This is a genomic window from Aquabacterium sp. A3, from assembly GCF_038069945.1.
In the GTDB taxonomy this organism is placed as follows: domain Bacteria; phylum Pseudomonadota; class Gammaproteobacteria; order Burkholderiales; family Burkholderiaceae_C; genus Aquabacterium.
This window is the reverse complement of record NZ_JBBPEV010000003.1, coordinates 123,148-135,448: the sequence shown is the minus strand read 5'-3', so window position 1 is coordinate 135,448 and position 12,301 is coordinate 123,148. Positions and strand designations below refer to the sequence as shown.

At 65.8% G+C, this 12,301-nt stretch carries 9 protein-coding genes; 6 read left to right on the top strand and 3 right to left on the bottom strand.

The features are described 5' to 3' along the window. The first annotated feature begins 117 nt into the window (after positions 1–117). Positions 118–1,317 (top strand): amino acid aminotransferase, encoded by a 1,200-nt coding sequence (locus tag WNB94_RS12260; protein WP_341390695.1) that lies wholly within the window; start codon positions 118–120, stop codon positions 1,315–1,317. 69 nt (positions 1,318–1,386) lie between these two features. On the opposite strand, the gene WNB94_RS12255 is transcribed toward WNB94_RS12260, so the two are convergent. Both WNB94_RS12255 and WNB94_RS12250 read right to left on the bottom strand, forming a co-directional pair. Further along, the gene (locus tag WNB94_RS12255) at positions 1,387–2,022 is read right to left on the bottom strand and encodes a PEP-CTERM sorting domain-containing protein (RefSeq protein WP_341390694.1); all 636 of its coding nucleotides are present in this window, start codon (positions 2,020–2,022) and stop codon (positions 1,387–1,389) included. A 72-nt stretch (positions 2,023–2,094) separates the two neighbouring features. Then, positions 2,095–4,134, bottom strand: coding sequence for a PhoX family protein (locus WNB94_RS12250; protein ID WP_341390693.1), 2,040 nt, complete (start codon positions 4,132–4,134; stop codon positions 2,095–2,097). A gap of 403 nt (positions 4,135–4,537) precedes the next feature. Between WNB94_RS12250 and WNB94_RS12245 the strand changes: the two genes are divergently transcribed. Beyond that, a complete protein-coding gene (locus WNB94_RS12245; RefSeq protein WP_341390692.1) occupies positions 4,538–5,836 on the top strand; it encodes a polyhydroxyalkanoate depolymerase in 1,299 nt (432 codons plus the stop codon). Positions 5,837–5,860: 24 nt separating this feature from the next. On the opposite strand, the gene WNB94_RS12240 is transcribed toward WNB94_RS12245, so the two are convergent. Next, a complete protein-coding gene (locus tag WNB94_RS12240; protein ID WP_341390691.1) occupies positions 5,861–7,369 on the bottom strand; it encodes a galactose oxidase-like domain-containing protein in 1,509 nt (502 codons plus the stop codon). Positions 7,370–7,481: 112 nt separating this feature from the next. Between WNB94_RS12240 and rsxB the strand changes: the two genes are divergently transcribed. From rsxB to WNB94_RS12220, 4 genes are all read left to right on the top strand, one after another. Next, positions 7,482–8,150: an electron transport complex subunit RsxB gene (rsxB, locus tag WNB94_RS12235; protein WP_341390690.1), complete on the top strand. Its 669-nt coding sequence runs from the start codon at positions 7,482–7,484 to the stop codon at positions 8,148–8,150. Positions 8,151–8,271: 121 nt separating this feature from the next. After that, positions 8,272–11,103 carry an ExeM/NucH family extracellular endonuclease gene (locus tag WNB94_RS12230; RefSeq protein WP_341390689.1) on the top strand — a complete coding sequence of 944 codons (2,832 nt, stop codon included), beginning with the start codon at positions 8,272–8,274 and terminating at the stop codon, positions 11,101–11,103. Positions 11,104–11,303: 200 nt separating this feature from the next. Beyond that, on the top strand, positions 11,304–11,516 hold the full coding sequence (locus WNB94_RS12225) for a hypothetical protein (protein ID WP_341390688.1): 213 nt from the start codon (positions 11,304–11,306) through the stop codon (positions 11,514–11,516). Between the two features lie 153 nt (positions 11,517–11,669). Further along, positions 11,670–12,263: a LemA family protein gene (locus WNB94_RS12220; RefSeq protein ID WP_341390853.1), complete on the top strand. Its 594-nt coding sequence runs from the start codon at positions 11,670–11,672 to the stop codon at positions 12,261–12,263. The last annotated feature ends 38 nt before the right edge of the window (positions 12,264–12,301 follow it).

The window sequence follows — 12,301 nt, the reverse complement described above, 5'->3', positions numbered from 1 at the left end:
CTTGGATAGAATAAAGGGTTTGCCCGATGCAGGGCGACGCGCCAGAAGCGCGCTGAACAAGATTTTCAAGCTTTCCAGCTTATCCCAACCCACTCCAACCGTCCGGAGACTGCTTGCATGGCCTCGCTGTTCGCTCAAGTTGAAATGGCCCCTCGTGACCCCATCCTGGGCCTCAACGAACAATTCAACGCCGACCCCAACCCCAAGAAGGTGAACCTGGGGGTGGGCGTGTACACCGACGACCAGGGCAAGCTGCCCCTGCTCAAGTGCGTGGCCGCTGCTGAAAAGCAGATGCTGGAGGCCCCCAAGGCCCGTGGCTACCTGCCCATCGACGGCATCGTGGCCTATGACAAGGCCGTGCAAGGCCTGGTGTTTGGCGCCGAGCACCCCGCCGTCAAGGGTGGCCGCATCGCCACGGCCCAGGCCATTGGTGGCACCGGTGGCCTGAAGCTGGGCGCTGATTTCTTGAAGCGCCTGAACCCCAACGCCCAGGTGCTGATCAGCGACCCGAGCTGGGAAAACCACCGTGCGCTGTTCGAGTCGGCCGGCTTCCCTGTCGACACCTACCCCTACTACGACGCAGACAAGCGCGGCATCAACTTCGACGGTCTGATCGCCAAGCTGAAGGCCGCGGCCGCCGGCACCATCGTGCTGCTGCACGCCTGCTGCCACAACCCCACCGGCTACGACATGACCGACGCCCAGTGGGATGACGTCATCGCCACATGCAAGGCCCAGGGCCTGGTGCCCTTCCTGGACATGGCCTACCAGGGCTTTGGCAACGGCATCGCTGAAGACGGCGCCGTGGTCATCAAGTTCCTGGACGCTGGCCTGAGCTTCTTCGTGTCCACCAGCTTCTCCAAGAGTTTCTCGCTGTACGGCGAGCGCGTGGGCGCCCTGAGCATCGTGAGTGAGACCGCCGAAGAGTGCGCCCGCGTGCTGAGCCAGCTCAAGCGCGTGATCCGCACCAACTACTCCAACCCGCCCACGCACGGCGCCCAGGTGGTGGCCACGGTGCTGACCACCCCGGCCCTGCGCCAGATGTGGGAAGACGAGCTGGCCGAGATGCGCGAGCGCATCAAGCAGATGCGCGGTGCCCTGGTGGAGCAGCTGAAGGCCTCGGGCGTGGAAGGCGACCTGAGCTACATCACCCGCCAGAAGGGCATGTTCAGCTACTCGGGTCTGAACGCCACCCAGATGCAGCGCCTGCGCAGCGAATTTGGTGTCTACGGTGTCGACTCCGGCCGCATCTGCGTGGCCGCGCTCAACAGCGGCAACCTGAAGTACGTCTCTGATGCCATCAAGGCCGTGATGTGATCGGCGCTTGACCCTTCATGTCAAAAGCCCGGCCATGGCCGGGCTTTTTGCTGCGCGCGTGAGGCTGGATCAGCCGCGACGACGACGCTTCATCAGGCCAACAGCGGCCAGACCCGCCAGGGCCAGACCCAGCGCCTCGGGCTCGGGCACCGGGGTGGTGAAGGTCAGGTTGTCCACCACGACGGCGTTGCCGCTGAACGAGATCGAGCGGATGTCGGCGGTGGCGCGCACAAAGCCCATGTAGAAGCCGGCGTTGTAGCTGTCTTCACCCGTCACCACGGTCTGGTTGAACGACTCCAGCAGTTGGTTGTCAGCGCCGAAGGCCGACACCGTCACCGAACCGTCACCGAACGACGTGGCGTAGTGGTTCACCAAGGCCACCACGGCCTGGGTGGTGCCATCGAACGTGAAGGTCAGGGTACCGGGAGCGGTGCTGGCCACGAACTTCGTGTCCACGCCCCACAGGCCGTTGGTGCCCAGTTCGGCGATGAAGGCGCCCACCGTCGAATCCACGTCACCGGTGAAGGTCACGCCCGGGGCCACCATTTCGGGGCCGCCAGTCAACAAACCGTCGAAGGCTTCGAAATCGGCCACTTGGGCATCGGGGATCAGGCTGCCGTTGGCCACGACCACCGGGGCCGCATGCGCGGCGGTGAAGCTGAGGGCCGCCGCTGCGGCCAGGGTCGAAATGATCTGTTTCATCATGAAGTCCTTGAAACTCTGGAGTGAAGGCCCCTGCGTCACCACAAGGGCCCAAAAGGGGCGAGCAAGCCGGTATCAGGTACCGATCACGCCGCCGTCGTCCTTGGTGATGACCACCACCGACGAACGGGGCTTGGCCACGGTCTTCTGGGTGGTGGCACCGTTGATGCCGCTGTCCGGCCAGGTGCTGTTGGAGGTGAAGCTGCCCGACCAGTCTTCGCCCGGGTGCTGGATGCCCACGAACATGGTCTTGCAGTCCGGGGTGCTGGTCACGCCGGTGACTTCGCAGTTGCGGGGGCTGGTCAGGAAGCGGGTGATGCGGCGGGTGACCGGATCGGCACACGACATGACGTTACCGCCGATGTTGGCGTAGGCACCGGTGCCGTCACCTTGCTGGTCGGTCTGGATCCACAGGCGGCCATCCTTGTCGAACCACAGGCCGTCGGGCGACCCCAGGTCGTCACCGATGATGTTGCCTTGCAGGTTGGGCGAGGTGGCCATCTTGTCGCCGCACTCGACGAAGATCTCCCACTCGAAGGTGGTGGCGGCCACGTCGTTGCCAGCTTCCTTCCAGCGCAGGATGTGACCGTGCACGTTGTTGGCGCGGGTGTTGGCCGCATCCACCGGCGGGCGAGCCGAGCCACCGGTGGTCGTGCCATCCACGGCATTGACCGAGGCCGGGTTGGTGCCGCGGCGGGTGTTGTTGGTCAGGGTGATGTAGACCTCACGCGTGGTGGGGTGCACGGCCACCCACTCCGGGCGGTCCATCATGGTGGCGCCCACGCGGTCAGACGCCGCACGGGCGTTGATCACCACCTCGGCCTGGCTGTTGAAGCCGTTCTCGGGGGTCAGGCCGTTCTGACCGAACACCAGGGGCAGCCACTCGCCCGAACCATCGGCCTTGAAGCGGGCCACGTACAGGGTGCCGCTGTCCAGCAGGTCGCGGTTGGCGGCGCGGTTGCGGGGGTTGTACTTGTTGGCGGCCACGAACTTGTAGATGTACTCGTTGCGCTCGTCGTCGCCCATGTACATGGCCAGCTTGTTGTCGTCGCCCACGGCGTAGGCGGCGCTTTCATGCTTGAAGCGACCCAGCGCCGTGCGCTTCACGGGCAGCGAGTTGGGGTTCCAGGGGTCGATCTCGACCACCCAGCCGAAGCGGTTGGCTTCGTTGGGGTTGGCGCGCAGGTCGAAGCGGGCGTCGGCTTCGTGCCAGCGGTAGCCGAAGCCACCGGCGCTGAGGCCGTAGCGACGCTCCAGGGTGCTCAGAGGTGAGGTGGCCAGGTTGGCCGCAGCCGTGCCAAAGTAGCCGTTGAAGTTTTCTTCACAGGCCAGGTAGGTGCCCCAAGGGGTGTAGCCGTTGGCGCAGTTGTTCAGGGTGCCCAGCACCACGGTGCCGCTGGGGTCGGCCGCGGTCTTCATCAGGGCGTGGCCGGCGGCCGGGCCGCTGATGCGCGCCGGGCTCTTGCCGGTGATGCGGCGAGCAAAAGCCGAAGGACGCTGCACGTCCATCTTGCTGCCCTTCTTGCGCACCTCAACGACCGACACGCCATGGGCGGCCAGTTGGGTGTCGACCATCGCCTTGGTGATGGTGTCGGTGCCGTAGGTGGTGGTGCTGTGCACGAGGCCCGGGTCCACGTACTCGTGGTTGACGACCAGCAGGCCACGGTCGTTCGACAGGCCTTGAGCGCCCACGGCCGGGAAGGGGAACAGGTGCATGCCGTCGTTGTGCGAACCGAAGGTGCTCAGCTGCAGCGCCTCGGTCATGGGCTGGCTGGCATCCCAGTGGGTATGGGCCTTGGGGCCGGCCTTGCCGATGGCATCACCCCAGCCGATCAGCACGCGGGCGGTGTAGCCCTGGGGCACGGTGATCTGGTCGGTGAACGAAGCGGCCAGGTTGGCAGGCACGCCACCGAAGGTGATGGCGGGCGAAGTGGCGGCGGTGGTGTAGGCGGCGGCCTCGCGTGCAAAGCCACCCATGGTCATCACGGCCGCGGCGCCCAGGGTGCCCTTCAGGAAGTTGCGGCGACCGGTGTAGGCCTCAATGACGTCGCGAATGGAAGAATTGCCGGACGGGTTGATCGGTTGATCGTTGTCTGGGTGCATGCAGCTCGACATGGGGATACTCCTGTGGGGGTGGGTGGCGCAGACGCACGCATTCCGGCGCGTTGGCGCATTGTTTGAACCGCCTCGCAGCTTAGGCACGCTGTATGACAGCTTCGTGATGAATTCACGGCAGTCGAATGCCAAACGCACCCCCCCCGGCCTGAACGGGTGTCGTCAAAACCGGGTCATGCCGGTCCGTCTGAAATCCCCAGCCTGTGCGGCATCGCCAACCATGAAATACACCGCACACCCTGCCCTGTTGGGACGTTCAAGGCGCATGGATGCATGCAAAGATGCAAAATGTGCTTTATGCTGCATTGCACCATAAGCAGCGCTCCCCATGAACCCATGGGTTGTTGACATGCCAGATCTTGCGCCACCCGCGCGCAGGCAAAACCGCTCACAAGGTCCCGACATGCTTTATCAGATCTACGAAACCCACCGAGCCTGGCTCAGCCCGTTTTCAGAGTTCGCCAGTGCCAGCTCCAAGCTGTACAGCAACCCGCTGTCGCCGTTTGCCCATGTGCCCACGGCCCAACGCATGGCGGCAGGCTTTGACCTGGTGCATCGGCTGACCAAGGAATATGAAAAGCCCACGTTCGACATCAAGTCCGTGGATGTGGGTGGCACCGAGGTGGTGATTCAGGAGCAGGTCGTGGCCAAAAACCCGTTCTGCCATCTGCTGCGCTTCAAGCGCTTCACCGACAACGCAGACCTGCTCGACACGATGCGTGGTCAACCGTCGGTGCTGGTGGTGGCGCCGCTGTCGGGCCACCATGCCACCCTGTTGCGCGACACCGTTCGCACCCTGCTGCAAGACCACAAGGTCTATGTCACCGACTGGATCGACGCCCGCATGGTGCCGGTGGAAGAAGGCGCGTTCCACCTGGACGACTACGTGAACTACGTGCAGGAGTTCATCCGCCTGGTGGGCCCCAATGTGCATGTGATTTCGGTGTGCCAGCCCACGGTGCCGGTGCTGGCGGCGGTCTCGCTGATGGCCAGCCGCGGCGAGACCACCCCGCTGAGCATGACCATGATGGGCGGGCCGATTGACGCGCGCAAGTCGCCCACGTCGGTCAACAACCTGGCCATGAACAAGTCATTCCAGTGGTTCGAGACCAACGTGATCTACCGGGTGCCGCCCAACTACCCCGGCGCGGGTCGACGCGTGTACCCGGGCTTCTTGCAGCACACGGGCTTCGTGGCCATGAACCCTGACCGCCACGCCACCTCGCATTACGACTACTTTCTGGACCTGGTGCGCGGTGATGGCGACAGCGCCGACGCGCACCGCAAGTTCTATGACGAGTACAACGCGGTGCTGGACATGCCGGCCGAGTACTACCTGGACACGATCAAGACCGTGTTTCAGGACTTTGCCCTGGTCAACGGCACCTGGAAGGTGCGCAACCCGCAAGGCCAGGAAGAACTGGTCCGCCCGCAAGACATCAAGACCACGGCACTGCTGACCGTGGAGGGTGAACTTGACGACATCTCAGGCGCCGGCCAGACCAAGGCCGCGCACGATCTGTGCACAGGCATCCCGGACAGCCGCAGCGAACATTACGACGTGGTGGGCGCGGGGCATTACGGCATCTTCTCGGGCCGTCGCTGGCGCGAACACGCGTATCCACGCATCCGCGACTTCATCCTGGCACACAACGTGGCCGCCAAGGCCCCACGCCGTCGCCAGCAAGCCGCCGCCGCGTGAGGGCTCCCGCCGTCCGCCTGAGGTTCACCCCAGGCGGATGATGCGCGCCACCGAGGGCACACCGTCCTTGTTGAAGGCAAAGAGCATGTAAAACCCAGGCGGCGCCACCTGTGCCGAGGCGGGCATGGACACGGTGAGCGCCGTGCCTTTGCTGGTGAAGCTCAGGGGCAAGAAGCGCTGGTCAAAATCCACCGTGTGCGTGGCTGACCCGGTCTTGACCAGGGTCACGCGGCCGATGCCGGCCGTGTCGGTGTCGACCTGGATGGACTGCCCCCAGCCGGCCGTTGTGGGCGCCGAGGTGATCTGGGGGCGGGTGGCCAGCGTGCCGGACCAGTCGCGTCGGTAGAGGTAAGGCGGCGTGTAGATCTCGGCATTCAGGTTGTTTTGGGGCCCGGGCGCGCCGCCACCGCCCATCAACACCCGCCCGTCCGGCAACAACAACGACACCGAGTGGTACAGGCGCATGCGCTTGGCTGAAGGGGTGCTCGTCCAGCTGTTGTCGGCGGGGTTCCAGATGCGGCCCGAGTACGTCACGCCCCACGCGATGTTGGGCACCATCGACCCGCCGCTGACCAGCACCCGGCCATCGGCCATGACCGTTGCCGAGCCATGAAAGCGGTCCTGGCCCACGCCCCACACCCGGGTGGCGCGGGGTGCTGCGCCGGTGAGGTCAATGACCAGGGCGCGGTTGTAGCGCCTGAGCGCCAGGATCTTGCCCGGCTCGAACATCACCGCTGGCAGGTAGTTGTCCCCCACCGGAAGGTCCAGGTCGGTGCGCTGCAGCGTGCCGCCCCCCTGGGCGCCATGGGGGTCGAGGTAGTACGTGCCGCCCCAGATCGTGGTGATGAACACCTGGCCATTGGGGGCCTGCCACGCCTTGGGATAGCTCCAGTTGCGTTCACCATAGGCGTCGTCACTGACGGCCGAGTTCAGGCTGCGCCAGCCTGTGGCTGGCGAGTACACCTCCGGAACCGGCACATAGGCATCGGGGGCGCTGCGGCCGCCCAGCACGAGGGTGTCGCCGCTGGCCAAGGTCAGCACCGTCGGGTACCAGCGCAACTGCGCCATGGGCTGCTGCGCCGAATACAGGGCGTTGGTGCGCCAGTCAAAGAGGTTGACGTCGTTGATGGAGTAATTGCGCTCGCCATTGACCGTGCGGTCCCCCCCGGTCAACAACACCGCCCCGCTGGCCGGCAACACGATCTGCCCGCTGCAAAAGGTGTCGGCGCCGGTGGTGTTGGGCAAGGTGAGGTGAGCCCCGGCATCCGTGCCGTCGGCCGGATCCCACACGTCGTACTGAAACTGTGCGCCCTGGCGCCCCTGACCGTCGGTGCCGTAACTCAGCACACGGCCATCGGGCAGCAACGCGGCGTGAATGGGGATCACAGGCCAATTCACCACCGGCCCGATCGAGCCACGCAGGTAGGTGTCCCATGCCGCCACGGCCGGGCCTGAGCACGCCATCAGCGCCACACAGGTCATCGCCAGCCAGGGTCGGCCAACGCGTGATTGGTGCCAGTGCGCATCGGTCATGAGTGCCATCCATCGTGTGCTGATGGGCCGAGAGTTTGTTGGCATTCGCACAGACTGACAACACCCACTTGAATGGGTGGCACCGTGCTGGCGGCTACACTGCCGCTCGCCCATGATCGATGCTCAAGACCTCAACAACCTTTTGCCGCAAACGCAGTGCACGCGTTGCGGCTACCCGGATTGCGCCAGCTACGCGCAGGCCATCGCGCAGGGGCAGGCCGACATCAATCAGTGCCCGCCAGGCGGTGACGAAGGGGTGCGTCGGCTGGCAGCGGCCACCGGTCGCCCTCATGTGCCCCTCAATCCCGAGCACGGGGTGGAGGGGCCGCGCTCGGTGGCCATCATCGATGAAACCTGGTGCATCGGGTGCACGCTGTGCATCAAGGCCTGCCCGGTTGACAGCATCCTGGGGGCCAACAAGCGCATGCACACCGTGATCGAGTCGCTGTGCACCGGGTGCGAGCTGTGCATACCGGCGTGCCCGGTGGATTGCATCAGCCTGGAGCCCGCGCACCCCGCGCCTGCGCCCACCGGCTGGGCGGCGTGGTCGCAGGCCGAGGCAGACCAGGCCCGCCAACGCCATGAGGCACGCCAGATTCGTCTGGTGCAGGCGAAGGCCGAGCATGAGCGCCGACTGGAGGCCAAAGCCGAGGCCAAGCTGGCCCACCTGGCCGAGGCCTCCAAGCTCACCGACCCGGCCGAGCTGGACCGCAAACGCTCGGTCATCGAGGCGGCCCTGGCGCGCGCGCGCGCACGCCGGGGAGACACCCGCTCGGAGTGAGCCATGAGGCTGCGCATGGGTTGGCGCATGGGTTGAACGGTTCATGCCGCCGAGTCCGCAGGCACATCGGCATGACACAGGAGGTCGGGACACTCCAGGCCATCCAACTTCGAGACCCGAGATGCGCCCACCACGCCCTACCCGCCTGAGCACCTGCCTCTATGCCGCCCTGTGGGGCACCCTGGCGGCCAGCCCCCTGAGTGTGCATGCCCAGGTGGTGATCAGCCAGCTCTACGGCGGCGGCGGTGCCACGACCGGCAACCCGGCCTATCGGCAAGACTTTGTTGAGCTGTTCAACGCTGGCGATGCGACCGTCTCTTTGAGCGACCTGTCGCTGCAGTACGGATCGGCCAGCGGCAATCTGGGCAGCTTCAGCGGCAACGTCAGTGCCCTGCCCAACGTGGCCCTGGCGCCGAAACGCTACTTCCTGGTGGGTTTGTCCAGCGGCAGCCTGGGCCCGGTGCTGCCCACCACCGATGCCACCGGCACGCTCACCATGAGTGCCAGCAGCGGCAAGGTGGCCCTGGTGCAGGGCAGCACCGCCCTGAACTGCGGTGGCAGCACCGCTTGCAACGCCACCCAGAGCGCCCGCGTGCTGGACCTGGTGGGCTACGGCTCGGCCAGCACCTTCGAGGGCGCGGGGGCCGCGCCCGCCCTCAACAGCACCTTGGCCGCCCTGCGTGCCCTGGGTGGCTGCACCGACACCCAGGACAACGCGGCGGACTTCAGTGCCGTGGCGCCCACGCCGCGCAACAGCGCCAGCCCGGCGGGCACCTGTGCCAGCACTGGTGGCGGCGGTGAGACCCCACCACCAGACCAGGCGGTCGTGGCCATTCACCAGATCCAGGGCCCTGGCCACACCAGCCCCTTGCAAGGCCAGGCCGTGCGCACCGAAGGTGTGGTCACCCTGCTGACCAACAACGGCTTTTTCATTCAATCACTGGTGCCGGACAGCGACCCGAACACCTCCGAAGGCCTGTTCGTGTTCACGGGCGGCGCCAGCACCGTGCAGCCAGGCGATCTGGTGCAACTCAGTGGCACCGTCACCGAATACAACACGGGCGCGGCGAGCAACACGCTCACGTTGTCACGCACCGTCACGCAGCTCAACGGCATCAGCGGCCTGCAGGTGCTGGGCAGCGGCCATGTGGTGACGCCCACCCCCATCGAATTTCCCGAAGCCCAGGACGGCGACCTGGAGAAGGCCGAGGGCATGCTGGTGCGCATCGACGCCGAGCTGACCGCCAGCCAGAACTACTTCCTGGGCCGGTTCGGTCAGATCACACTGTCGGCCGAGGGTCGCCTTCGCAAACCCACCAACCTGCATCCTGCCGGCAGCCCAGAAGCCCTGGCCCTGGCCGCCGACAACGCACGCCGGCGCATCATCCTCGACGATGGCAGCAGCCGCCAGAATCCAGACCCCATCCCGTACATCGGGGCGGACCAGACCCAACGGGCAGGCGACACGGTCAGCGGCCTGACCGGCGTGCTGGACTATGGTCTGGCCACCGCCAGCAACACCGGCCTGGCCGACGACCGCATCCACCCCACCGAGCCCGTGAACTTCCAGCGCGACAACCCGCGCACGGCGGCCCCCGGCGAGGTTGGCGGCAACCTGAAAGTGGCCAGCTTCAACGTGCTGAACTACTTCAATGGCGACGGTCAAGGCGGGGGCTATCCCACCGCGCGCGGTGCGAGCACGCCCGCCGAGTTCGTGCGTCAGCGCGACAAGATCATTGCAGCCCTCCAAGCCATCGACGCCGACATCGTGGGGCTGATGGAAATCGAGAACGACGGCGTGGGCCCCCGCAGCGCCATCGCCGACCTGGTGCAAGGCCTGAACTCGGCATATGGCCATGAGGTGTACGCGATCACGCCACCACCGGCCGACCCCGGCGCCACAGGCACCGACGAGATCAAGGTGGCCCTGATTCACAAACCTGGCAAGGTGTCACCCCTTGGCAGCGCACGCAGCGACACGCGCGCCGTGCACAACCGTCCGCCCCTGGCCCAGACCTTCGAGCTGCGCAATGGCGAGCGCCTGACCGTGGTGGTGAACCACTTCAAGTCCAAGGGCTGCAGCGGGGCCAGCGGCGCCGACCAGGATCAAGGCGATGGGCAGGGCTGCTACAACGCCACCCGCGTGGCCCAGGCGCAGGCCTTGGTCGGATTTGTGGACGAGGTGCTCGCCCAGGACGGCCACGCACATGCACTGATCATCGGCGACCTCAATGCCTATGGCCAGGAAGACCCGGTGCGCACCCTGGCTGGCGCGGGCTACACCGACGTGCTGGTTCGCCACATGGGCGACGCAGCGGCCACCTACGTATTCGATGGTGAACAAGGGCACCTGGACCACGCCCAGGCCAGCCCGGCCCTGGCCGACCGCGTGACCGGGGCCACCGCCTGGGCCATCAACGCCGACGAGCCCTTCGTCATCGACTACAACCTCGAGTTCAAGCAGCCGGCCTGCGCCACCTGCGGCCCCGACCTCTACAGCCCCGGCCCCTACCGCTCCTCAGACCACGACCCGGTGGTGGTGGGCCTGGACCTGCGCAAGCGCCTGGTGGGCACGCCGGCACGCGACACCCTCGTGGGCACCCCGGGCGACGACCTCATCATGGGCCTGGGCAGTGGGGACGTGCTGCACGGCGGCGATGGCGCCGACACCTTCCTCATCACGCGCCTGAGCGATGCTGGCGACACCTTGGTCGACTTCACCCCGGGCGTGGACCGGCTGGACATCTCGGCCCTGACCGCGCCCTTGCGCGACACCCTGGGCGCGCAGACCGACCTGTTCGCCACGGGTCACCTGCGGTGGCGTCAAGCGGCACGCGGGCTGACCTTGCAGTTCGATCCCGACGGTGCCGGCCCGGCCACCCCGGTCCACCTGAGCACGTTCACGGGGCTGCGCCAAGAGCAGGTGTTGGCCACGCGCGATCTGATTCAATGAGGCTGCGCCCCCGGGAGCGCGAGCTCCCGGGGAACAACCCTGTTTCAGCAGGCCAACACCAATGAAAATTCCCAGGCGTGCAGGCCTCACACAACTTCATTTTTTGTCGAGGGTCATCCCCATGTCACGGCTGGCCCACAAAATGCATGCTTAAAGCATGGACGAAACGTGACGCTGTTCGTCAAGAAGAGGAGATCTGCATGCGTGCATTGATGAACCTGGCCATCGAGCCGGCCATGAAGCTGTTCGAAGTCTCGACCCTGGTGGTGGTCAAGCCCTCTCAGCAGGCGGTCAAACGCGTGCTCAAGGTGATGGCCGACACGCCCATGGGCGCCATCCGCATCGTGCGTGATCGCTACCCCATGTCGCGGGCGCACGAAGTGCTGTCCTGCGTGAGCCTGCAGCCGGCCTGAACACGATGGCCAATTGATGGCCTCTTGAATTGATGGCCCCTTGAAGAGGGCCACCGTCGACCTGATTTATGCTGCCAGGACGGGCACGCCAGCAGGCAGGTGCCCACCGCTCAAAGAGGTCGACCCATGTTCACACACGTTTCCGCACGGGCCATGCAGCGCCTGATCCTCGTTGGTGCACTGAGCACCACCGTGGCCCTCAGTGGCTGCGGCTACAACGACTTCCAGCGACAGGATGAGGCCACCAAGGCCGCGTGGTCCGAGGTGCTGAATCAATACCAGCGCCGCGCCGACCTGATCCCCAACATCGTGGCCACCGTCAAAGGTGAAGCCAACTTCGAGCAGGAAACCCTCACCCGGGTCATCGAGGCGCGCTCGCGTGCCACCAGCATCCAGGCCACGCCCGAGCTCATCAACAACCCCGAGGCATTCAACCAGTTCCAGCAGGCCCAGGGCGAACTGTCGGGCGCCCTGTCGCGCCTGATGATGGTCACCGAGAACTACCCCAACCTCAAGGCCAATCAAGGCTTTCAAGACCTGCGCGTGCAACTGGAAGGCACCGAGAACCGCATCACCGTGGCCCGCAACCAGTACATCCAGTCGGTTCAAAGCTACAACGTGCTGGCGCGCAGCTTCCCGACCAACCTGACGGCCATGCTGTTCAGCTACGAGCCCAAGCCCAACTTCACGGTGCAAAACGAAGCCCAGATCAGTGCGCCGCCCACGGTGGACTTCGGCGCGAAATGAACCTGGCGGAGAAGGCCAGGATGATGTCCGCCCGCCCC